We start from the raw sequence: 23,788 nt of genomic DNA on the forward strand, positions 1-23,788 counted from the left end.
CCAAGCGTGCCGCCCGGTCTTACGTAAAGGAGAAAGGCTGTGATCGAGTTCGAGAGCGACCATTTTCTGCCCTATACGCCAGCTCAGATCTGGGCGATCCTCGGCGATTTCGACACTCACGGAATATGGAATCCCTATGTCCGGATCGAGCGATTGGCCGGGGACCCTATCGCGATCCGCTATTCGATACGCATGGATCCGAGCAGGCCCAAGTTTCTTGAAGTTCCCGCAACAATTATCTCCGCGCGCGACGGAGAAGAGCTGATACTCGACGTGCGGCCGAGCTTCGTCCTTCATTTCGAGGAGAGTTATGTCCTGACGCCGACGCCGGAAGGGACGAAGTTTGCCCACCGCTATCGGTCCCGTGGGCCATTTGCCTGGCTTCGACTTCCCGGCATCCGCACGAGCTTTGAAAGAATGCTCTCTTCGATCGACGGAATTCTTCTCAGCTATCTAAAGTCCAAATATGGCAAGCAGCAATCGCCACCGGGACGGCCGAAGCCCAAGTTTCGAACGGGTCGGCGATGACAAGCTTTCCCCGTCTTTCCGCCCAGAAATGGCGCCCGCTTGGCGCGGCTTGGGCGATCGCACTCGTATCGAGCCTCGCCGTCCTCTTCATTGGCGAGGTCATGGGCCAGGCGCCCTGTGATCTCTGCTGGTTTCAGCGCGCCTTCATGTTCCCGCTCGCGATCATTCTCGGGATTGCAGCGTTCAAGTCGGACCGCGCCGTGGTTCCTTATGGGCTGGCGCTCGGAGCGGGCGGTGGTCTCGTCGCCCTCTATCATAGCCTTCTCTACGTCGGTGTCATTCCGGCCCCGATCGTCCCATGTACCGGTGGCCCCTCATGCTCGGGAGAGAGCATGGCAATCGGAGGCGTGCCGCTGCCCCTCCTGTCGCTGGCCGCATTCGCGCTCATCCTTACCCTCTTGCTCAACTTCCAAAGGAGACTGAAATCATGAACCGACGTATCGGAGTGGTGGCCACGCTTGTCCTATCGGCGCTCGCCTTTACCGGTGGCGCGATGCTCTACAGCGGGAGCGCCGAGGGAGAACCCACGAAGAAGGTCGTGGCGGGACCCGTCGACAGCCTCATTCGCCCGCACTCGCCGATCATTGGGCCGAAAAATGCCCCGGTCACGATCGTCGAATTCTTCGACCCGTCGTGCGAGGCCTGCCGCGCCTTCTATCCGACGGTGAAGGGCATCGTCGCTAAATATCCCAAGGATGTGCGTCTCGTGATGCGCTACCTCCCACTGCACCCCGGCTCGGCCGAAGCGATCGTGATCCTCGAAGCCGCGCGGGTGCAGGGCAAGCTCGAGCCTGTAACGGCGGCGCTGCTCGAGGCGCAGCCCGACTGGCACGACGGCAAGATGGACGGCGCCTGGGCCGCCGCCGAGAAGGCCGGCCTCAATGTCGCGAAGGCGCGCGCGATGCCGACCGCCGATGCGATGGCGTGGATGGAGCAGGACATCGCCGACGCGAGGGCGGTCGGCGTCAAGGGCACCCCGACCTTCTTCGTTAATGGCGAGATGCTCATCCAGCCGAGTCCCGAACAGGTCGAGGCCAAGGTCCAGGCCGCGGTCGCGGCAAAGGGCAAATGAGGGTCGGACCCGTCCCCTTCGTCCACGCGGGGCGGGTGCTCATCCTGCAGCACGATCCGGCTCCGCCCTTGATCGGCCTGTCGCATGGAGACGCCGGGCCACCGTCCGATCGGCGGCATCGGGGCCAATATTCACTGCGCATTCAAGCATGAAGGAGGATTTTGAACGCCACGAAAAGGAGAGACTGACATGCGAAAACTGATGACGATCGCGGCCGCTATGCTCGCCTTCGCGGTCCCCGGCACGGCCCTTGCCCAGCACCATGGCGATCGCGGGGGATATAGCCGAGGACATGACGCGCCACGTGGTCATGACCGCGACTATCGTTCCTCGCGCCACGGCGTGCCCAACTATGGCTATGACCGCGGCTATCGTGGCTACGATCCCTACTACCGCGGCTATGATCGCCGGTATGAACGGCGAGACCGCTACGAGCGGCGTTATCAGAAGCGCCGGATGCACCACCACCACCGCGGGCGTCACTGGCGCGGCTAGCCGGGGCCGCGCGGGCCGGGCGAGAAACTACCGCTTCGCCCCATAGATTGAAATCGAGCCGGTCGGCGTCGGGATGACTTTCATCTCTTCGACCGCCTCGAAGCCCGCGGCTGTAAGGATCTCCGGGACGCAGCCCTTCGCGTTGGGTTCGGTATATTCGAACCCGTCGAGCAGCTGGATCTGTCGAAAAAGCATGCGCATCAGCAGCGAGCGCTGCTCGCCATAGTCGGCTATGAAGAGAGTCCCGCCCGGCCTCAGGAGCCTGAACATCTGCGCGGCAATCGCTTCCTTCACGGCCATCGGGCACTGGTGAAGGACGAGGCTCGATACGATCTTGTCGCATTGCCGGAGTGCGGCGATGCCGTCCAGCTCGTCGCCCATGGCCTCAAACCATCGAATCTCGGCATCGGCAACCTCAGCCTTGGCGCGCGCGATTTCCAGCACGGCAGGGTCGGGATCGACCGCCAGAACGATGCTCTCCGGCGCCGCCTGCTTGAGGGCGATTGCAAATGTTCCCGTGCCGCACCCGATATCGACGATCCGCTCGCCCGGCCGCGGTTCGGCGAAGCGCAGCAAGTCGCTTCGCCATCTTTTCTCTCTGGTCATGAGGGCTATGGCGGCATCGTAGCGGTCGAGCGATCCGCTCTTGCCGAGTGCCGGGACGAAGTCTCTGTGTGCGTCTGACATGATGCCCCTCTACTAGGCGCCATCACGCACCGGCTTGAACGGAGAGGCTATGATTCGATGAAAAGGTCGCTTGCCCGAATACCGAACATCGCCTTGATCGTGCGGGCGAAATGCGCGCTGTCGCTGAAGCCGGCCATATGTGCGGCCTCGGTGGCGCTGCGGCGCATTCCCAATTCGTCGAAGGCAATAATCAACCGTCGCCAGAGCACAAAGCGCTGGAAGGGCATGCCGATCTCGGCGGCAAAGAGATGCCGGAAGCGGCCGAGCGAAAGGCGGCTCTCTTCCGCCACATCCGCGAGACGGACAGAGCCCATGGGGATCAGGCGGTCAATCGAGGCGGCGGCGCGGGTGATGCGCGGATCGAGCGGGGGGCGGGTGCCTCGCATGAGCCAGTTTTTCCAGAAGGACCGCTGTCCCGGCGTCTCGACATGAATCGGATCGGAGCAGATCAGCCGGTTTTTCAGTTCTACCGGCGGACCGAAGCCCACTGTCGGCTCGACGAACCATAATTCCGCTGCGGGAGCGGGGAGCAGCCGGTGCACGGTATCGGGTTCGATGAGCAAGCAACGCCCCGACAGGCGCGCGCCATCAGCATCGACCACCGTAAGCGGCTCGGCACAAAACACCGCCTGCGCCGCAAAATGGCGGTGCGCGGCGGCATCGCCAACCGAACCCGACCAGAGAGCATGATAGTCGCCGAGGCTAAGTCGGCCGTTCCAGTTGGACGTGTCGGGCATCGGGTCTCGATAGCAGGCCTAACTCATGTGCGTAACGGGCGCCGGGTAAGCTCTCTGGCTCGGAGGCTCCTTTCGGAAGCCCCAGCACAGCCTTGGGAGGAGCGCGCGGACCCCCTTGATGATTACCCTCATCGACCGGGCGCTGTCTCGATCCGGCGATGTTGCCGACTGTTGTAGCGATAGCCGATCCAGAGAATTGCAAGCGCGAGAAGCTGGAGCAACAAAGGTTCGAGCGAAGGAAATATCCCCATCGCCGGGAAGCGGGGAAAATGAGCGAGCGGTGTGATGCCAAGGAGGCCGGCTTCCTGTAGCGCGCCCGCGCCCTTGCCAGCCAGGACAACCGCAAGGATGGCGATCAGCGCGGAGCTGTAGGCGAAAAATTTTCCGATCGGCAGGACCCGGCTGTAACGAAGCATGACCCATGCGATTGCTGCAAGGATCACCACTGCAGTTCCGGCTCCGACGGCGATCGCGCTGCGGCTTCCTTGCGCGGCGAGGGCTGCGAAAAACAGGATGGTCTCGAAGACTTCCCGATAGACCACGAGGAAAGCGAGCCCGAACAGGAACCAGGCCGAGCGACGCGAAAGCGCCTTGCCCATCGCTTCGCGGATATAGCGCTGCCAGCTCTCCGCGTGCGACTTTCCGTGCATCCAGATGCCGACCCAGACGAGCACGACTGCGGCGAAAAGCGAGCCAAAGCCCTCTGTCAACTCGCGGCTCGCTCCGCTGATCGAGATTGCATACGTCGCGACTGCCCACGTTGCGCCGCCGGCAGCCAAGGCGGCGATCCAGCCGCCATGGACATAGGGTAGGACTTCAGGCCGTTCGGCCTTTCGCAAGAAGGCGATCATCGCCACGATGATCAGAAGGGCTTCGAGACCCTCGCGCAGCAAGATGGTCAGCGCCCCGACAAAGGTCGATGCGTCGCTCGCTGCATCGGGAGAAAGTGCAGCTTCGGCATCGGCGAACAGGGCTTCGACGGCGGCGGCTTTACCCGCGACCGCATCGACCGGCGCACCTCGCGCGATGGAAACGCGGTAATCGGACATCGCGGATTCGATTTGCGCCATAAGGGCGGAATCGCGCGTCGTCAGAATCGGCTCAATCGGTTCGAAACCGTCGAGATAGGCGGACAGCGCCAGGCGCTCTGCCTCGCTCCGATTGCCCTTGCGGTACGCGGCAAGGCTTTGCGCCAATTTGTCACGCGCAACCGCAAGCGTCGCGGGCGAAGCGGTTGTCAATGCCTGGGGATCGGAACGCAAATAGGCGGTGAGCGCGTCGGCCTGCTCCGATCCCAGCCCACGGCCAAGCGCTTCGGGGCTGAGACTTGTAAAGGCTTGCAGGTCGGGGACCAGATCGCGCGCCGTAGGGGTCTGGTTCCAGATACGCCGGCCGGATGCGACGTCGCGAAAGGCAAATCCACCGGCATAGGCTGCTACCGCCCAGCGGTCGTCGGACGGCAAATGGGCAAAACTGGGCATGGACGTGCCTTCGAGCCCCTGTCCTATGACCTGGTAGAGTGCGAACAGACTGCGCTTGCGAGCGCGTCCGGCGTCGGTGAAATCAATAGGCGCCGGGTCGAGCCCCTTGGCCTGAGGCCCATTGCCATCGCCGCGCACGCCGTGACAGCTGGCGCAATTTTCCAGATAGACTTGGGCTCCGCGCCGGGGATCTGGAGCGTTGCGCGGCGCGAGGGGCACAGGGTAAGCGGCGAGCAGGTCCGCCGCGAGTCCGCGCGCCTGGCCAGCCACCTTGCCGGGGTCCGCCTTCGACGCGATTGCCGCTTGGAGTTGTCCCGCTTCGCCAACAAGGCGAGCGCGCGCCGGGGATACCGGAAGCGCTTCGATCCCCTTGCGAACGGTGGCAGAAAACTCGGTCATCTCGGCATATTCGACCGTGCTCGTCACCGCTCCATTCGCGACGGCACCACCATAGTCGACCGCAACATAGTCCAGCAGACGCCAGATGGTCTGGACCTCGTCGGCATCAGTGCGGGCCTGTGCCGTCGGCACGACGAGGCAGCCGATAGCGGCAAGCGCGATCAGCAGAGAGAGAAAGCGGAGGGCGGAGGGCATTGGCCCTATTGTCCGGCCACAGTCGACAGTTCGCGCAATTCGCTCCGCGCGCTGCGAAGAATCTCATAGGCCGAATGCAGGAAGAGCGCGGCGATGATGGCGGCGACCGCCAAGTCGGGCCAGGCCTGGCCAGTCCATGCCACGAGGCCGGCGGCGATGATCACCGCCACATTGGCGATCGCGTCGTTGCGGCTGAACAGCCACACCGCGCGGACATTGGCGTCGCCGTCGCGGAAGCGCGAGAGGACGGCGGCCGAGGTGAGGTTGACGAGGAGGGCGGCGACGCCAATACCGCCCATCAGCTCGGCTTCGGGCGGCACCGCGGTCAGCGCGCGCCACAGCGCGACACCGATGACGCCAATGCCCAGCGACAGCAGGAACAGGCCTTGGGCTAAGGCGATACGCGTGCGGGCGAGCGCGGTCCAGCCGATCGCGACGAGGCCGGCCAGCGTGATCGTGCCGTCGCCGATGAAGTCCAGCGAGTCGGCTTTCAGCGCCTGGCTGTTGGCGATGAACCCGCCGACGATCTCGATCGCGCCGAAGCCAAGGTTGAGGAGCACGACGATCCAGAGCGCGCGGCGGTAGGCCGGGTCCTTTTCCGCGCGCACCGGGTCTCCCGTGCAGCCACAGCCATCGCCGCTTTCCGAACTTGCCGTCATCGCCTCATCGTCCCTTTGCCGCCTTCAACTCCGGACAAGGCCAGCCTATACATCCTCCAGTCACTGGAGGATCAAGCGCAATATGACGAAGCGGCTCGCGATCGGCGACCTTGCCCGAGAGACCGGCACCAAGGTCAACACCATCCGCTTCTATGAAGAGATCGGACTGTTGCCCGAGGCGCTGCGCACCGCTTCCGGACGGCGAAGCTATGATCCGGCCGACCTCCGGCGGCTCGCCTTCATCCGCCATGGCCGCCAGCTCGGTTTTTCGATCCCCGAGATCCGCTCGCTGCTGGCGCTTTCGGACCAGCCCGATCGCGATTGCGGCGAGGCTGCGGCGATCGCGCGGGCGCATCTCGCCGATATCGGCATACGCATCGCGCGGCTCGAAACCTTGCAGAGGGCGCTAACCGAGGTCGCGACCTCCTGCGAGGGCGGGCGGGCCGCCGAATGCCGGGTGATAGAGGCGATCGCGGGTACCGACCTCGCGCTCTAGGCACGGGATGGGGTTCGAAACAGCGCACCGGTCGCGATCGGGCGCGGGCGCGATGCGCGTAAAGCAGACGCCGGGAATCCGGCGCCTGCTCCTTTTCACGCCTTAATGGGCGGCATGGTCCTTATGCTCGCCCTGGGTTCCATCGGCCGCCTTCTTCTTGTCGCAGCAGCAACAGTCTTTGGCGTCGCCTTCCATTTTTGCGCAGCATTCGCATTTCGGCTTTTCCGCGGTTGCGGGAGCCTCGGCAGCGAAGGCAGGCACGGCAAGAGCGAGCGCGAGCGCGCTCACGAAGGCACGATTCAACATGATGTTTTCCTTGAATAAAAGTGATTGATGAAGCGGTTTACGCCAAGCGCGGCGGCGGCGTGGCGGGCGGTGCATCGATCCCGGTGAAGTGGGAGAGGGGTGCCGCGTGCCACACCGCGAGCATCATCGGTTGATCGGAAAGGCGCGGGAGGGGCGCCGCGAACGCTGGCCCATGGCACTTGCGTGCGCAATCATCGGTCCCGTCGGAACCAGGAAGCTTTTGGCCGGGATGTTGTTGTTGCGACGAGGCAACAGGGTCTTGGTCTGCCATCGTCATGTCCGCGCATGGAATGGCCGCGGTCGCCAATTCCGCGGCCGCCGCATTGGCGCAGGTGCCAATCCCGGTTGCCCCAAGCGCCACGATGACAAGAAGCAGGAGGAACTGGCGTGCAACGGAATGCATGTTGCGAGACATAGCGTCATCGAATGGCGCGACAAGCGGGGAATTGCGCAGTCACTTTGGGGCGACCCATCCTCGCCGTCCGTGCTGTAACGTAGGTCCTGAATGTCGAAAGCGTCGAACAATTGTCGGGCTGGCGCGATTGAGCCATCCGGCAATCGGGATATAAATCGGCAATGACCCGGGCCAATCAGAGCGCGATTCCCTTTCGCATCGTCATCGAGCAACCGGTGGTGGGCGTGCTCCATAGCCTGCAGGATAAGCGCAATCATCCGCTCGACCCCAAGTCTTCGGCGGCCGGGGAGCCGCTGACGTTCGATTTCATCATCCGCGTCGGTCCGGGACCAAAATTCTTCGGTGATCTCGTTCGGCGCGAAGGTCCGGAGCGCCGGTTCGTCTATATTTGCGTCGGTCAGATGGCGGGCGACCCGAGTTCGCCTTGGAGCCGGCGGATGAAGATCGACATCCACGACATCGAGCAGCGATTGCTCGATGAGGCGCCAGTCGGCTCGGGCCGAATTGAAATCTCGATCATCGGCACGGGGAAAGACGGCACGCCGGCATGCGCTACCGTGCAGCCCATGAGGCGGCGGATGGCGTAGCGATTTTCATTTTCGCGTAGGCGTTCGGGGCGGTACTTGCCATCATTGTGGCAAGCTTTCTGTTCACCGCCTCAGATGAATCCTCTGCTATTGTGTCCACAGCGCCGAAAAGCTGAATGGCAGCAAGCGCCAAAGGCTCGGTCTGCAATGGGTCCACGGCTCGGCCAAAACTCGATTTTTCTCATCTCTCGGTTAATCGAACAAGCGTTAGATCGTCAAAAATGTGGGGGTGAGTGTGGGGGTGGTGCCTCAAATCGACAATAAAAATATAATAAAAACAATAATATAATATCCATGTTCGATACAAGCCCTGCCACCAGGGGGTGTTCCCCACACGATCAGAGGCATCCAGAGAAAGCCACGGTGTGGTTCTCGATTGGGCTTTTTCAAAAGGATATCGCGAGACCGAGATTTCCATGAAGTCCGTCACGCGCGGCCTTCCGCGGCAACCGAAGAACAGCCAGCACTATGCCGCGATGCCCTATTCGGATGTTGCTGCTTTCCTGATGATGCTCCGCGAGAAGGAGACGATGGGCCGGCTCGCTCTCGAATTCCCGATCGCGACGGCCGTTCGATCGGGAGAGGCGAGGGGCGCGGTCTGGGATGAGATCGACCTTGAGAACCGCCTATGGACCGGCCTTGGCGCATGCAGTGAAGGATAAAACAGAGGCGGCTTATCGGCGCGGCGCACTGCTGGAGAAGCGGCGCCATCTCATGTCGGCGTGGAGCCACTACTGCACAAAAGGTACGAAATAGCGGAACTGCGGTGCTGGTTAGCAGAAGGTGAGTTCGCCGCTGCTACTTAATGTTGGATACTGCGACCGCTTCGCGCCCGAGATCGGCCGTTCAGCACGGCGATCGCTGTTATTGAAAGCCGACGTTCGATTACGTCGGGTCTCGGGTTACACTGGCGGAACTGGGAATGAAGTTTCAGGGCGGTAGATCGGCGGAAAAGGCACTTCTTGCCGACAAATAGTAAGCGGTGCCTGAGCCACTTGAGACGGCGGGCCGAAACGAGCAGATGCTGCCGGTTATGCCGAGCGTAGCGAAGCGAGTAATCTTGGCCGCGATCCCGAAATTGACCGACAGTCGCTAAAGGATCTTGCCAAATGCGTTGAGGATCTATTCAAGGGTCGCCGGGCATCGGACCGGGAGACGGTATGGCGAAAAAAGCAAAGGCTGTAAGAGCAATCGACCTCTACTCGGGAGTCGGCGGCTGGTCCCTCGGTCTACGACTGGCCGGCGTCGAAGTCGTCGCTTCCTATGAGCTGTGGGGGCCCGCGAACGAGACCAATTTCAAGAACAATTCCCATCAAGCCCAGACCGTCGATATCCGCCGATTGGCGGTCGAAGATCTTCCGAGCGACATCGACATCGTCGTCGGCAGCCCTCCCTGTACGCAATTCTCTTACAGCAATCGGGGCGGTGGCGGCGATCTCGCGGATGGGTTAAAGGACATCATCCGCTTCCTGACGATCGTCGATCATCTGAAGCCGCGGATGTGGGCGATGGAGAACGTCCCTCGGGTCGCTAAGATTATCCAGAAGGAACTTGAGCCAGGCGGCGTCTTGGCCGATTTCGCACATCTCGGTTGCGCCACGCATGTCGTGGACATGGCCGAATATGGTATTCCGCAGCGCCGGCACCGGTGTATCGCGGGAAACTTCGACGTCGAATTGCTGAAATCGTTCAAGTCCACAGCGCATGCTCCGACACTTGGCGCGGTGGTCACCGCGCTAGCCGAAAGTCCTGTCGTCGATCCGCTCTACGGCCTATCGATTCCGCGGTCGGACTTGATCGATCACGTCGAAGAGGATTTGCTGAGCGCGGAAGAGGTCCGGATCAACCGGGCGAACAAAATGACGCATACTGTCTACAATTCAATGCCGTTCCCTGATCCTATGGATCGCACCGTTCGGACGATCACTGCCACATGCACGCGGGTATCACGCGAGAGTATCGTCATCGCCGTCCCAGGGCGAAGCGAAGCCTACAGGCGGCTCACGCTGCGCGAGCGAGCGTGCTTGCAGGGATTCCCGGTCACCTTCCAATTCTATGGCGCCAACTATGGCCAAAAGTTGCGGATGATCGGCAATGCGGTCCCTCCTGCCTTCTCATATCTGATGGGCTATGTGCTCCAAGGGCGACAAGTCAAAGATGCACCTTCGCTTTATCGTGCGGCTAGAAATCTCAAGCGCCCGAAGCCGATCCCGCGTGAGACGCCGCCGGATCGAGCTGGCGCACGCTATCCCGCGAACAGGACATTCAAATTCGCCGTGCCCAGTCTGCAGTTGAAGAGCGGTGTCCGGTTCGAACTCGCCAATGACTGCACCAGCGACATCGTCACTTGGAAGATGGCTTTCTATTTCGGAACCTCCAAGGCGATTCATTCCATCCCGTTGAGCGAGGAGACAGCGGGCTATCTCGACCTAGCTGCCTCGCCGGCGATTAAATCCGCCGTCGCCCCCTCTCTCGAGCGGATCAGGCGGTTCGTCGAGAATGCCGACATCGCTAACATGCAGGCCGTCTGGACGCACCGGAGACCGGGAGGGACGCGCGCGTTCATGCTGCTAGATAAGCTGGACGAGATCGGTTCTGCGACGGCGCATGCGATCGCGCCCCATTCCGGGGAGGCATGGCGGTTGATCGAGGCAATCATCCAACATCATCATGGCGCATCGGCGGCGGCGTTGCCGGGCCTAGCCAAGCTCGCCAGGAATTCAGCGAGGATATTGGCGGGCCTACTTATCGGCTCGACTGTCAATCCGTTGCTTTTCGCCCGCACGCATAGCGGGCACGCCCGGAAACGCCGGACCTCGCTATGAACGAGCTTTCTACACTCTCCATCCCCATATCGAGTAGACGGTTGATCGTCTTACGCCTCGACAGCGCAGCGCGGTTACCCGTTGGGAATGCGGGCTGAACGACAAAGCTGATCTGATCGACGAGTTGGTCGATTTCCTTGGTCCAATGAGAGAAAACGTCTGATAGGTATCCATTGCTCCCGCACACCTCGTCGGGAGGGGGTGCGGATGATGACTTTGCTTGAAGACCCGAACGACGAGACAGCTCGCTACCGTGCGGCCGAGCGCTTCGTGGCGTGGCTCGAACGGCGCGTGAAGATCGAAGCGCGTGGCGACGAAGAGGAAGTATCGCAAGTCGATCCTTCCGGCCGGTTCTGGCTCGGTCGCCTGGGGCCAAAGGATTTCGTCACTCGGCCGGACGAACGTCAGGACCGATTGGAGCCCTGTGCCATCGGTCTCCGGATCAGGCCCGCGACAGCGTTCCCACTCTCCTTCGAGGTGCGGATTCGCTGTCGTCTGTGGAAGCGGCGGCGGTCAGACGATGGGGCAGGCCTTCGCTGGGCTTGGGACAAGGTGGAGGCCGTGGGCGTCAGCCTGCCTATCGTAGTCGAGGACCGGCAAGGCGATCAGATTTTCGGCGCTGACGTGATCACCGACGCGCTTTCCACGATCGGGACATCGGGCCTCAGCGGGGATGTGCGCGTCCGCATAACCGGGCGCACACCTTCATCCCGGGCACTCGAGGTCACGTTCGTGAACACGAGCCAAGAGGTCGCCGATTACGCGGAGGGCCGCTTCTTCGAGGCCAAGCTCGAGGTGGTAGGACTTCAACGCCTGCCCTTCGAACTGGAGACCCTGCCGGACTCATTCCGCTACGATCGGATGGTCCAGGCGTATGGGATCAATTGCGGTTTCACGATCGAGAACGACGGCACGATCCGGACCAGCGACGGCCCTGCGCACACCCGGGAGCGTCCGACGTTCTGGCCCTCACCCGAGCAGAAGCCTGATCTGACCTTCGCTGGTTTGGCGGAAGACCCGGTCAAGAGCTCCCGGGCCCTGCTTCGATCCTTCGAGACCTGGTCCTCTGAAGTCTGGTCTGACGAGGCGCTCGCCCAACGTGCGCGCTCCGAAAGCTGGTCCGAGGGCATGCGTCAGGAGGCCAGCGAGGCCCAAGAGGATTTCCAGTCGGAACTGGATCGCATCAGATCAGGAGTCCATTCGCTGGAGACCGACGAGATTCTGCGGTCGTCATTCCAGCTCATGAATCGGGCGATGCGCATATCGGCTGCGGGAAAATATGATGAGTGGCGGCCCTTCCAGATCGCGTTCCTGCTCGCGAACCTTCAATGCCTGGTCAATCCGCGCCCAGAGGCCGAGATCGTGGACATCGTCTGGTTCGCGACAGGTGGCGGGAAGACCGAGACCTATCTCGGACTCCTTCTGACCGCCGCGTTCTTGGACAGGAAACGCGGCAAAATCTCTGGCATCACCGCTTGGTCGCGGTTTCCGTTGCGGTTGTTGTCCCTTCAGCAGACCCAACGTTTCGCCAACGCGCTCGCCGCCGCCGAGATTGTGCGCCGCGATATCGGTCTCAAGGGCGATCCCTTCTCGCTCGGATTTCTCGTCGGTGGGGCCGCGACGCCCAACCGGATTCTGAAGGAAGCTTCGCCTCGCGGTGTCGACGCTGATACGGTCGAGGAGAAACAGGACCCATATCTGCTGCTCGATCGCTGTCCGTTCTGCCGCCAGCGGACGGTGGGCACTGAGTTTGACCGCCTGTTGTGGCGCCTCGATCACATCTGCTCGAACGCTTCGTGTCCGACGGCGGGACAGCCGTTGCCGATCCATGTGATCGATGACGAGATTTGGCGTTTCCTTCCGACGATCGTCATCGGGACCTTGGACAAGGCTGCCAACATCTCCCGCCAGACCGGGATGCGAGGATTGGTCGCTAGCCCTCACGGGCGGTGCAGGATCGAGGGCCACGGTTATACCTACGCAACACGGAGCACCTTCCCGAACGGCTGCTTCGTCCCCGATTGTCCGGGCGGAGCGCCTGGTCCGCTCCCAATGGCGGCCACCCTCTATCCGGTGAGTTTCCGCCTCCAGGACGAATTGCATTTGTTGCGCGACAGCCTCGGGGCGGTCGACGCGCATTACGAATGCGCGCTCGACGGCATCCAGGAGCAGCTCACCGGGCAAAAACCGAAGATACTCGCTTCGTCTGCCACGCTCTCCGGTTACACCAAACAGGTGGACGTGCTCTATCGACGCAAGGCGAGGGTGTTCCCGCAGCCGCCGCCGATTGACGGGCAAGGATTTTGGGCCGCAGACTCCGGCCAGGTGATGCGGCGCTACGTCGCCTTCGCGCCCCGTCGCTTGACGGTGGAATTCGTGGTGGATCGTCTGATCGTCACGCTCCAGCGCTCCATCCGTCGGCTTTTCACTGATCCTGAACAGCTGTGCGAAGAGCTTTCGATCAATGTCGGCTTCGCGCCATTCCTCGTCGATCTCTACGGCACCAACGTCATCTACGGGAATACACTGCAAGATATCGATGCCGTTCTCCGGTCATCCGAGACACAATACGCCGAACTCGAGCCGCCGCCGAACGTCGCGACGTTGACCGGAAGGGTCGGTTTCGACGAGGTCAAACGGACACTTGATCGCCTGGAGACCGCCGAGCCGCGCTACGAAGATCGGCTGCATCTGATCGCAGCGTCATCGATGATGTCGCATGGCGTCGATATCGATCGCCTCAATGTGATGATCATGCTGGCCTTCCCGCTCGGCGTAGCGGAATTCATCCAAGCTACTGCCCGTGTGGGTCGTAAATGGCCGGCGCTCGTTGTGGTCGTTCCGAAGATGACGCGGGAGCGCGATGCGAGCGTCTATCGGGCTTTTCCCGAATTCGTGTCGCATGGTGATCGTTTCGTCGAGCCGATCCCGATCACTCGTAAGAGTCGGAGGGTGCTGGAAAGGACAGTCTCCGGTCTCGAGATGGCGCGGATCAATCTTATCCACGAACCCGCCTCCAAGGCCCGCATCACTATGATCAGGGATCTGAACCGGTATTCCCAGGCCAACCCCGACATGCTCGCCGACGACGAGCGGTCGATCGCCGCGGACATCGGGATCGATGAACATGACGAGTTCATGCGCGCGCAATTACATGACTGGTTTGATGGCTTCGCGCGCAATCTGCGCGAACCCCCAGCTGATGCCCGGTTCCCTTCGGACGCGTCACCGACCGGTGCACCGATGACCTCGCTGCGCGACGTGGAGGAACAGGCACCCTTGAAAGGGAACAGCACCCTATGAAGGAGTATAGGAGCGGATCGCAGATACTGTTCGGTCACCTTCCCGAGCAGACGGTCGACGCCGGCGGCGGCGTCTGGAAAGTCAAGCGATGGAACGATCCGAAGACGGTGAATGCAATCGACACGGGCGCGCTTCGCGAGGAGCTGATCCGCGCAGCCTATCCATGGAAGGAAGCGAGTCCAAGTCAGGATGGTGGCTTCGTCGATGATCTGTTGGCTCATCGGCCCGTCCGCGTACACGCGCTGAACCGCGAAGAAGGCGTTTACTGCGAACCTTTTCCCCGGCTCTTCATGTGCCAGCGCTGTAAACGCCTGCACGATGACGCGATGGGCAGATGCAAGTGCGGCGCGACCGCGCGCCGTGGTCAGTTGCCTTTTGTGGGTTACCACGAGGCCTGCGGAGCGATCAAAACGCCTTACGTCGCCAAGTGTCCGCAGCACAAGCAACGGGCGGTCCGTTTCCCTGGCACAGCATCAGCCGCCGAACTTGTGTTCTATTGTCCGGAATGCCCGCCAGGGACATTCATCAACCGAGGGTTTGGAGCATCTTGCGACTGTGCGCTCGGCGGGGCTCTATCGTTCACGGTCCATCGTTCCGGCAACGTGTTCAAGCCGCGCGGGATCAGCATGATCAATCCTCCTCGCCGGGAAATCCTCATCCGCATCGAGCAAGCAGGCGGGGGAGAGCGCGCGCTTGAATGGATGCTTGAAGGCATGGTTGGAAGGAGGCTGACGGAGTCGGCTGCCGCACAGAACCCTGCTTCGATCCGAAAGCTGCTTGAGGATCGCGGGTTCGACGACGCGACGATATCCGCGATGATATCCGCGATGCCCGACACATCCGAGTCCGGGAAGAGCACGCTGGCACTCGACCCCGAGTTGCGCGCAGATGCAGAACGCCAAGCTAAACAGGTAGCGCTGGCTACGTTCGAGAGTCGGATCACGATCGCAGACCTTCTCGCACGGTCGACCTCCGAGATGCTCCGCGACCAATACCGGGCTGAATATCCACGCGCCTTACGACGCGCTGGGATCGAGCGGATCGAACTGATCGACAAGTTTCCGGTACTCACCGCTCAGTTCGGTTACACCCGTGGCAAACCGAACCCTGGCGACAGCAGGCTGCGCACCTATAGGGAGAAGACAGGTGAGTACATCGTCTATGGGGATTTAGCGCAGACGGAAGCGCTGTTGGTAAAACTAGACCCGGTCATGGTCCTGAGTTGGTTGCTCCGAAAGGGTTTCGCGCTACCAAACGCCTCCGGAAACCGGGAAGCGGCGGAGACGATCCTGGCGGCCATGGGCCCTGCAGACAGGCCTAACGACCTAACGGAAGCTGTGATCGAACTCGTGCATTCAATCTCGCATGCGTTCATCAAGAGAGCGGCGGTCTACGCCGGGATCGAGCGGAGCGCCCTCTCAGAAGTCGTATTACCGACGGCGTTTTCGTTCTTCGTCTATGCCGCCGCACGTGGCGACTTCGTGCTCGGGGGACTCCAAGCGCTTTTCGAGTCCGATCTTCATCTCCTGCTGGACGGGATGGTCGATGATGAACATCGATGCGCCCTCGACCCGGGTTGTGAGGACACCGGCGGGGCCTGTGCTGTCTGCCTGCATCTCGGCGAACCGTCCTGCCGCATGTTCAATACCCGGCTCTCCCGCAAGGCTCTAGCCGGCGGCCTCGGTTATTTCGACGTCACGACGTCTGCCAGCTGAGCTCGGACATGTCCGCTGTGTCGCCGACAACGACAAGTACACTACGGGCGCGGCTTATCCCGACATATGCGGAGACGTGTCCGTCCGCCGCGAACGGGCCATCCAGGGCGAGGATGATCGCCTGGGACTCAAGGCCTTTGAACCGGGCAATGGTCTCCACCGGTAGTCCGCGGCTCCCCCAGAGTCCGAAAGAGAATGGCCCGATCGAGCGCTCCCGTAGCCTCTCAGCCATCCGGGAAGAGCCGCATAGGACGACCAAATTAGTCGGGCCAAACCCTTCGTCCAGAAGGTCTTCGACCGCGCTGACGATATCCCGCTCCTTGGCCGGGCCTTCGGATGTCCGCCAGATCGGATCGGGGCCCGGGATACCACGCCCCTGTGCGTCACCACCTACGATCGCGGCGACACGCTTCGCGATCGGCAGGGTGTTACGCATGTTACGTGTGAGTTCCCAGACAAACGGATATGCCGCGTCAAGATCCCAACCGCGCCTCCACAGGTCCTGGCGGGGGTCTGCGAACACGAAGAACGGCGCTGCCTCAACGCCCCGGGTCACGCAACGGAGCGCGTCGAGCCAAATCGGAGAGAAGTCCTGACCCTCATCGACCACGATCGCATCGTAGATCGTCTCATTGCAAGAGCACGCGTCGATCAGGACTGACGGTGCCTCATCTTCCCACCACGCCTGATCGCGCTTGTTTGAGACAGGGATGCCGGCCCGATGAGCTTCCCGGAGGCATATCGAATGGAACGTGCCAGCGGTGAGATCCGGTCCATTTCCGACGCGTTCGGCTAGCTCGGCCCCGAGCAGCTCGTTGAAGCAGACGAGCAGCGTCCTGAACCCGTCTTTAGCCAGCTGTTGCGCGCGCGCTATTGCGAGAACGGTCTTTCCTGTCCCGGCTCCTCCGAGGATCAATCCACCGCGATGGGCCCGCAATCGGGAAAACGCTTCGATCTGCTCCGCTGTGAAAACGATCAGGTTAGCCTCAGCGTCACCACTTGCGCTGGCCAAAGTAGGTGACACGGACACGGTTGGCGCAAGCAAGGAAATCACCTTCTCTACGTCTTTCGGAGGAAGGTTCGCTTCGAGCGACCAGTGAGCCAAGCAGCGCGCTATGGCGCCGCCGATGTCCAAAAGGTCCGTCTTGGAGATGGTGATTTGTGAGGGTGCAACCGGACCGACCGATGGAACAGCGTCCATGTGTGGGAAGACCACCGCATGGCCGACGCGCACGCGTGCACCCAGACCATGGTCGCGGAGCCATCCGACCAGCGCATGCTTCGAAGCTGTCGCCTGTTCATAAGGATTCTTGATGTCATGGCGTTTCCCGAAGCGATCTGTGGTGATCCAACGGCCGCGATCGACGTCGATGCCACCTCCCTTCACTTCAAGAACGATCACGCCTTTGCGGGGGTGGAGGACGATGAAATCCGCCTCGCCGTCGCCTTGGCGGCCGCCGCGCTTCGATTGCCAGCTGACGTGATGCAATACGACCCACCCGTCGGGGAGCCGGCGCAAAGCCTCCGCGACCCTGCGTTCGGAATCCTCGATGGGTTCGTCAGAGCCGAGGCCGATATACCGCGCCATTCAGCTGTCCAAGAACCCGCGGAGGCGCGTGCTCCGAACGAAATGGCGTAGTTTGCCAAGCGCTTTCGCTTCGATCTGACGAATCCGTTCCCGTGTGACGCTATACTCTTGTCCGACGCTCTCAAGGGTATGGTCTCGGTCCAAGCCTATGCCGAAGCGCATCCGCAACACCCGCTCCTCGCGGGGGGTCAGCGTCGTCAGGATGTCACTGAAGCGTTCTTGCAGTTCCCGATAGGAGACAATGTCGAAAGCCGATTCTGCGGGGTCGGCCGCGAGAGCGAGCAGGGTTGTGTCTTCGCCGATCGGTGCGTCCCCTTCGATGCAGTCCGTCGCCTGCACTCGCCAAAGCAGCTTCATCAAGCGTTCGGAGTCTATCCCTATCGCTGTCGCAAGCTCATCTGATGTCGGAGATTTTCCGTTGGCCAGAGTCAATCTGGCCTCGGCGCGCCTGATCCTGGTCATCTTCTCCTGAAGATGAACGGGAAGCCGCACCAATCGGTCACCATCCGCTATCGCCCGGCGGATTCGCTGCTCGATCCACCACGTCGCATAAGTCTTGAAACGGAACCCGCGTTCTGGATCATACAAGTCTGTTGCTCGCATCAGACCGATGACGCCCTCTTGGACGAGATCCTCGAGCGAAAGGTGCTTCTTTTGGCCCCGACGGCGCGCGAGCATTTCGACATACCGAAGGTTCCCAGCGACGAACGTCGCTCTCGCCTTATCAGCATCCGCGCGCACGCGCGTAACATAGGCCGCGTCAAGGCCGGCCGTATCTTCTGGCAGTTGAAGCGACAGTTGTATCCGACGACCGAGCTCCCGCTCTTCGACCTCATTCAGATAGCGATACTTCCGCCGGCCTTTTTCGGGACCTTCGCTTCCCTGATCTAATGCTTCCTCTTCCTCTTCGACGATGGGATAGCCAGCCGAGGCCAAAAGGGTCTCGATCTCGACACACTCGGCGATCGACAGCTTCCGGCGTAGGTAGGTGCGGTTCACATCGCTACGCGCAAGCGATCCTCCCCCTCTCTGCGCGTCGGCAGAAAGGGCCTTGAACGCCTTCGCGACGAAATCCGGTCGAACGATCTTCGCGAAGTCGTCCGAATCTACCTCATCTCCTTCGGAGAGAAGCTCGATCAGGTCGTCGTCGTCTTCTTCCGCGACGCGGTCGACGTCTAACCCGTCTCCTGCGCCCAATTCCGCATTTTCCACGTGCCCCCCTTTGGCCCGGCGAGCAGGCCGCGCGACACAATCGCCTACCGCGTAGGCGGCGACAGCATCACAGAGGGGAGACGGTATCACAACAAAAGATAAAGGTCCGGTCGGATTAACGCCCCAAAGGAATCTGAACAAAGGTCGGATTTCACTGGTAATACCCAAAAGCTGCCAGTCCGACATCGGCCAAGGCTGGGGTGCACTAGGACTGCAAAAACCCACTGGCTGGCATCCGACATTCTGTACCAGTTCCTGATTGCTCCGTTTCGGAAGCGTTTTTTTGAGGGCTGAAAGGCGCTGCGCGCGACATCGCCTTTATCAATCGCCAGTCTGACCCTATATGTCGATTGCCGCGCAGCGAAGATTGTGGGCACATAAGGGGGAGGGGCATGACCGACAGCAGTGAGGGCGCGCGGCCCAGGATTTCATCTCTTGCCGATCAACCGGCCGAGGCGGACGCCTTCGGATCGCATTCGCGTGTCGCTGGCGCTGTTTCGCGCGTGATCCGCGAGGCCGACAACATCAATGTGGTTGGCCTGCTTGGAGGATGGGGTACGGGGAAGAGTACCGTCGTCCACGCCATTCGGGAAGAGCTCGAGCCGTCGGCCGGCGAAGGCCCCATCCATGTCTTTACCTATGATGCCTGGCTTCACCAGAACGATCCGCCGCGCCGTGCCTTCCTCGAAGAGCTGATTGCCGATCTCGAGACAATCCCCGGAGTGATCGATCGCGACCATTGGAATGTCCGGTTGGCGGAGCTCGCCGGGCGTTCGGAGGAGACGGTGACCGACACGACGCGGCACCTCTCTCCGACCGGGAAATGGCTGTTTTCGTCGCTCGCCTTGGTGCCCGTCGGCCTTGCGCTGCTCGATTTCGACCTCGTGGACAAGGTCTTTGGCACAAAACCCGAAGCCATGGCTTGGAAGGTGCTGCTGCTCGCAATATTGTGCGTCGCGGCTCCCATGTTCGTGGCGATTGCCTTCTATATCTGCTGGCGCCCCTGGCGCCATAGCTTGAAGGTTCGCGACGGGCGCCGGTTCATCCGGCACAAGCTTTTCTGGACCCGCCATCGAAGCCCGCATCGGAAAGAATCGATACTATCGCTCTTCACCAATCATTCGGTGGAAAATGCCGTTAATGTGACCAAGATCAGCCCGGACCCGACCGCGATCGAGTTCCGCGAGGCATTCAACGAATTGCTGGCAGCCTGCAAGTCGGCGGAACGTCGCCTCGTCGTCGTGATCGACAATCTCGATCGTCTCGGCGAGGATGATGCGATTTTGCTCTGGGGGACCATCCGAAGCCTCTTCCTCGGCAACAATGCGGCATTCAAGGCCGACGGGCTGCGCGCGCCGACGGTCGTCGTTCCGATCGACAGTGCTGCGATCGAGCGCATGATCGCCAAGTCGCACGAGAAAGAGGCCGGCGAGCTTGCGGATGCGTTTATCGACAAGACGTTCGATATCACCTTCCAGGTGAGCGAGCCGGTTCGGTCGGACTGGCGCGAGTTTCTGGCCGCAAGGATGCGCGAGGCGCTCGATACGCTCGCCAGTGATCCGAATATCTACTGGACCACCAAGATCCTCGAGCGGGCGAATGCAGCTAAGCCAGACGGAGATGACGTCGCCGCGCGTGGATGGGCATGGCGCCGTATGACGCCGCGCAAGCTCGTGAAATATGTGAATATGGTCGCCGCGATCGCGGTACAGTGGCCGGGCGGCGAAATTCATCTTCTGTCGATGAGTCTGTTCGCGGCGCATCGCGACGACATTGCGCACGATCCAGTCGCCTTCATCAAGCTGGAGTTTCCCGATCTTGATGCGCACGGTGTCGACTGGCAACGCCAATTGCTCGCGATCCACTATGGCGTCGAGCCAGGCAAGGCGTTTCAGGCGGCGCTCGGCGAACCGCTGGTGGCCGCAATCCATGCGCTCGACCAGGAAGAATTCGACAGGCTCGTGACGAGCCCCGGCGCCCCCGCTGTCGCCGAGGAACTAATGCTTGCTCCGCCGCGCGATGTCGGCGGCGAGGCGCTCGACGGTGCCTATATTGCCAATGCGGCGCTGCTTTTGTCGCGCAGCCCGGTCGCTGACCAATATTGGGCGGCGGATACGCTCGGGCAGTTGCAAATGATGTGGCCGGAGGCGCGGCCTGTTGCACAGTGGCGCCCGGATTTTCCGGATGTCTTTGCGGCTCTCACACCGCAGGCGGCAAGCGGCAACGCTTTTCTGGCTAGCGCTGCGGCGCAGCTCTACGATGCGATAGGCGCGAGCCCGGTCCATTCCGAACGCGCGCGCGAATTCTCGGAAGCCATGCAGGCGCTGGCCAGGGCGGCGGAGGCACAAGGCCGCCCGATGCCCGAGGTGGCACTGCCCACCGAGGGCAATGAGTTCTTCCAGTTGATCATGGCCCTCCCGGCCGCGCTACGGCCGCATATCCGAAGCGATTTCGGTGCGGCGTCCATCGCGGAATGGATCACCAAAGCGCTGCAATCCGAACATCTGGCCGACGATGTCCCTCTTGTCGTAAAGGCGCTCTCTGCGCCCGAGACGATCCGGATGAACGCCAATGGCAAGATCGACTGGGACGGCGTCGCGGACTTCGCCTGCGGGATCGTCGAGCAAAACTCGCTCGAGCATTTTTCCTCTATGGCGGCCATTGAAATCCTAGGCTCGCTCTTTGCCGTGGCGCCGGGAGGGGCCGGCTTCATCCAGCGCGCTTTCGATGGCGGAAACCTAGCGCGCCTGCTGGCCGAAGCGAAGGCGCAAGCGGCTGTCCCGGCTATGGGCCAGCTCCTAGCGCTCATGTTGCTGCGCGAGCAGGACTTCGGTGCCCCCGACGGCGAAGCCTGGGACGATATTATCGCGCGTCATCCGGGCCTTCCCCAAGAACTCGGCGAGCCGCTTGCACGCTATCTTCCCGCGTCACCGCTCGGATGGCTGCTCGATGCTCGCGAAAGCTTTCCCTCGCTCGAGAGGCTGGTCGATGCCGCCGTGCGCTTCGATATCGAACAGAGAGCCAGCCAGGGTTTCGATACCGACTGGCTTCTGCTCCGCGCCGACGCGCTGGAGGCGCTGGTCGGTACGGAGATGCTCGCCCGCAGCATTGGCGATGCCGCAGGACGACCGGGATTCTGGCAGGAATTCGGCAAGCTCGATCTCGGCTCCACCTATCTGCTTGTGGCGTCGATCCTGGCGCGCTCCGATGCGGTCGACCGTGTCCGGCTGAAGGCGGCGTTGGAAGCGCAGCTGATGGCTGTCGATGCGCATGGTTGGACAGCCGCAGTGCGCGATCGGGGGCCCGCCGCTCGCCTCGCCGTCCTCTTCCGATCGAGCTTCGGCGAAGCGATCGAGATCGGCGAGCCGCTGCACGAAGCTCTGGCCGAGCCGGTCGTCGCGCTCGCAGGGATCGACGCCGAATGGTTTGCGCTCGGCGAATTCCTGACCCCGGCGCAGCGCAGCATGTTGCTCCGCCGCCTTCGCGATCGGTTGCTTTCGGTCGATGAAGCCGATGGGTTGCTCGGCATTCTCAGTGCGGGTGGTCAGGCCATGCTCGACCTTGGAGCATTTGGCGAGGAAGCGGACCGGCTTGTGCGATATGTCGTCATGCGCCTTCTTCCATCAGCCGAGGGTCGGGCTTGGCTTGTCACACGTTCGGCCTTCCTCGCCCCGGCCATCGCGAAGGCGCCGGCGCCGACACGCGCGGCTCTGGCCGAGCAGCTCGACGCCGACGCAAAGGTCGACGGCATGTCGAAGGAGATCGATGCACTGCGAACGCAGCTCGGCGTTGCCAAAACGCAGCGGCCGCGCGGTTGATTGGAACATACACCTCGAAATGCACGAAATCATATGGTTCGATTTGGGGTGATGCCGCGAACCTGCCCGCGTCTCCAAGGAGCAAAAGGCCGCTCTTGCTGTTCGACGTCGTGAAGCCGTCAGTCCGCAACTGATGTCGTGGACGGCTCTCCATCCCCCTGCGGTATGCTCCGTGGGTTGAGCTGGAAGGAGAGTCACGATGGAGAAGATTGCGACGATCGGGCTGGATATCGCGAAGTCGGTGTTTCAGGTCCACGGTATTGATGCCGCAGGCGAGGTCGTCGTGCGCAAGCGCCTGAGCCGAGCGCGGGTGGTTCCATTCTTCGCCAAGCTGCCGCGTTGCCTGGTCGGTATCGAGGCTTGCAACACCTCGCATCACTGGGCTCGCGAGCTGATCGCGCTGGGGCACGACGTCCGTTTGATGCCGGCGCAATATGTGAAGCCCTATGTAAAGCGCGGAAAGAACGACGCTGCCGACGCCGAGGCGATCTGTGAGGCGGTGACGCGGCCGACAATGCGGTTCGTCGCGGTGAAGACGCCGGAGCAGCAGAGCGTGATGATGCTTCACCGGGTTCGGCTGATGCTCAACCGTCAGCGCACTCAGCTGTCGAACGCGATGCGGGCGCATATGTCGGAGTTCGGGATCGTGGCGCCGGTCGGGCGCATGGGCCTTGAACGACTGCTAGCGATCATCGCCGATAGAGATGACGAGAGCATCCCCGGCGATGCTCGGCTGTGCCTGGAGATGCTCGGCGCGCAGTTGGCGGTCGTGAAGGAGCAGGTGCTCGAGAACGACCGGCGCATCCGCGCGAGCGCCCGCGAGACGGAAGTCGGGCGCCGCCTGATGGAGATCCCCGGCGTAGGCCCACTGCTTGCGAGCGCGTTCGTTGCCAGCGTCGCTGATCCGCGCATGTTCAAGACGGGCCGCGACCTCGCCGCGTGGATCGGCTTGGTCCCGCGACAGAACTCCAGTGGCGGCAAGGAGCGGCTCGGCGGCATATCGCGCGCGGGGAACCGATATCTGCGTCAGATGCTCGTGGTCGGCGCGATGGCCGTCATACGCCATGCCGAACGACACGGCAGCAAACGAGCCTGGCTCATCGAGCTGATGAAGAGGCGTGCGAAGAAGGTTGCCGCTGTGGCTTTGGCGAACAAGACCGCGCGCATGGTCTGGGCCATGATGACGAGCGGCGAGCACTACCGCGAACCGCAGGTCGCGCACGCATAGGAGATCAGGCGCCGGGCAAGGCGTCGCCGAGGTTGGGAAGGG

Annotated in this window: 19 protein-coding genes; 12 read left to right on the top strand and 7 right to left on the bottom strand. The window is 62.0% G+C overall.

Going from position 1 to position 23,788, the window contains the following annotated elements:
* Positions 1-39: 39 nt before the first annotated feature.
* The 4 genes from H7692_RS13695 (at position 40) to H7692_RS13710 (ending at position 2,095) form a co-directional block, all read left to right on the top strand.
* Entirely contained in the window at positions 40-528 is a 489-nt protein-coding gene (locus H7692_RS13695) for an SRPBCC family protein (RefSeq protein WP_054586732.1), read from the top strand.
* Entirely contained in the window at positions 525-959 is a 435-nt protein-coding gene (locus H7692_RS13700) for a disulfide bond formation protein B (RefSeq protein WP_054586733.1), read from the top strand. The genes H7692_RS13695 and H7692_RS13700 overlap by 4 nt, the downstream gene beginning before the upstream one ends.
* Entirely contained in the window at positions 956-1,600 is a 645-nt protein-coding gene (locus H7692_RS13705) for a DsbA family protein (RefSeq protein ID WP_054586734.1), read from the top strand. The genes H7692_RS13700 and H7692_RS13705 overlap by 4 nt, the downstream gene beginning before the upstream one ends.
* A 189-nt stretch (positions 1,601-1,789) precedes the next feature.
* A complete protein-coding gene (locus H7692_RS13710) occupies positions 1,790-2,095 on the top strand; it encodes a hypothetical protein (protein WP_149037574.1) in 306 nt (101 codons plus the stop codon).
* A 27-nt stretch (positions 2,096-2,122) separates the two neighbouring features.
* On the opposite strand, the gene H7692_RS13715 is transcribed toward H7692_RS13710, so the two are convergent.
* From H7692_RS13715 to H7692_RS13730, 4 genes are all read right to left on the bottom strand, one after another.
* On the bottom strand, positions 2,123-2,782 hold the full coding sequence (locus tag H7692_RS13715) for a class I SAM-dependent methyltransferase (protein ID WP_054586736.1): 660 nt from the start codon (positions 2,780-2,782) through the stop codon (positions 2,123-2,125).
* 47 nt (positions 2,783-2,829) lie between these two features.
* On the bottom strand, positions 2,830-3,384 hold the full coding sequence (locus H7692_RS15190; RefSeq protein ID WP_227340355.1) for a helix-turn-helix domain-containing protein: 555 nt from the start codon (positions 3,382-3,384) through the stop codon (positions 2,830-2,832).
* 263 nt (positions 3,385-3,647) lie between these two features.
* Complete coding sequence (locus tag H7692_RS13725; RefSeq protein ID WP_227340356.1) at positions 3,648-5,594, bottom strand: cytochrome c/FTR1 family iron permease; 1,947 nt, start codon at positions 5,592-5,594, stop codon at positions 3,648-3,650.
* Positions 5,595-5,599: 5 nt separating this feature from the next.
* Positions 5,600-6,253, bottom strand: coding sequence for a cation transporter (locus H7692_RS13730; RefSeq protein WP_054586739.1), 654 nt, complete (start codon positions 6,251-6,253; stop codon positions 5,600-5,602).
* Positions 6,254-6,335: 82 nt separating this feature from the next.
* On the opposite strand from H7692_RS13730, the gene H7692_RS13735 reads away from it, so the two are divergent.
* Positions 6,336-6,749 carry a MerR family transcriptional regulator gene (locus H7692_RS13735; RefSeq protein WP_054586740.1) on the top strand — a complete coding sequence of 138 codons (414 nt, stop codon included), beginning with the start codon at positions 6,336-6,338 and terminating at the stop codon, positions 6,747-6,749.
* Between the two features lie 102 nt (positions 6,750-6,851).
* Here H7692_RS13735 and H7692_RS13740 read toward each other — a convergent pair whose 3' ends face one another.
* Complete coding sequence (locus tag H7692_RS13740; protein ID WP_054586741.1) at positions 6,852-7,055, bottom strand: hypothetical protein; 204 nt, start codon at positions 7,053-7,055, stop codon at positions 6,852-6,854.
* A 576-nt stretch (positions 7,056-7,631) separates the two neighbouring features.
* Here H7692_RS13740 and H7692_RS13745 point away from each other — a divergent pair.
* From H7692_RS13745 to H7692_RS13765, 5 genes are all read left to right on the top strand, one after another.
* The gene (locus tag H7692_RS13745; RefSeq protein WP_054586743.1) at positions 7,632-8,057 is read left to right on the top strand and encodes a DUF5990 family protein; all 426 of its coding nucleotides are present in this window, start codon (positions 7,632-7,634) and stop codon (positions 8,055-8,057) included.
* 416 nt (positions 8,058-8,473) lie between these two features.
* The gene (locus H7692_RS13750) at positions 8,474-8,719 is read left to right on the top strand and encodes a hypothetical protein (RefSeq protein ID WP_054586744.1); all 246 of its coding nucleotides are present in this window, start codon (positions 8,474-8,476) and stop codon (positions 8,717-8,719) included.
* 498 nt (positions 8,720-9,217) lie between these two features.
* Positions 9,218-10,882, top strand: coding sequence for a DNA cytosine methyltransferase (locus tag H7692_RS13755; RefSeq protein ID WP_227340357.1), 1,665 nt, complete (start codon positions 9,218-9,220; stop codon positions 10,880-10,882).
* 207 nt (positions 10,883-11,089) lie between these two features.
* Positions 11,090-14,185, top strand: coding sequence for a helicase C-terminal domain-containing protein (locus tag H7692_RS13760; RefSeq protein WP_227340358.1), 3,096 nt, complete (start codon positions 11,090-11,092; stop codon positions 14,183-14,185).
* Positions 14,182-15,900: a hypothetical protein gene (locus H7692_RS13765; protein WP_200934944.1), complete on the top strand. Its 1,719-nt coding sequence runs from the start codon at positions 14,182-14,184 to the stop codon at positions 15,898-15,900. Before H7692_RS13760 ends, H7692_RS13765 begins: the two co-directional genes overlap by 4 nt.
* Here H7692_RS13765 and H7692_RS13770 read toward each other — a convergent pair.
* Positions 15,881-17,488 (bottom strand): NERD domain-containing protein/DEAD/DEAH box helicase, encoded by a 1,608-nt coding sequence (locus H7692_RS13770; protein ID WP_227340359.1) that lies wholly within the window; start codon positions 17,486-17,488, stop codon positions 15,881-15,883. The two genes, H7692_RS13765 and H7692_RS13770, sit on opposite strands and share 20 nt — an antisense overlap.
* Positions 17,489-18,700: an RNA polymerase sigma factor RpoD/SigA gene (locus H7692_RS13775; RefSeq protein WP_227340360.1), complete on the bottom strand. Its 1,212-nt coding sequence runs from the start codon at positions 18,698-18,700 to the stop codon at positions 17,489-17,491.
* A gap of 392 nt (positions 18,701-19,092) precedes the next feature.
* Here H7692_RS13775 and H7692_RS13780 point away from each other — a divergent pair, with 392 nt between their 5' ends.
* Both H7692_RS13780 and H7692_RS13785 read left to right on the top strand, forming a co-directional pair.
* The gene (locus tag H7692_RS13780; RefSeq protein ID WP_227340361.1) at positions 19,093-22,518 is read left to right on the top strand and encodes a P-loop NTPase fold protein; all 3,426 of its coding nucleotides are present in this window, start codon (positions 19,093-19,095) and stop codon (positions 22,516-22,518) included.
* 199 nt (positions 22,519-22,717) lie between these two features.
* A complete protein-coding gene (locus tag H7692_RS13785; protein ID WP_227340362.1) occupies positions 22,718-23,746 on the top strand; it encodes an IS110 family transposase in 1,029 nt (342 codons plus the stop codon).
* Positions 23,747-23,788: the final 42 nt, after the last annotated feature.

Origin of the sequence: Sphingopyxis sp. P8 (genome assembly GCF_020622175.1) — a bacterium.
Taxonomy (GTDB): Bacteria; Pseudomonadota; Alphaproteobacteria; order Sphingomonadales; family Sphingomonadaceae; genus Sphingopyxis; species Sphingopyxis jiangsuensis.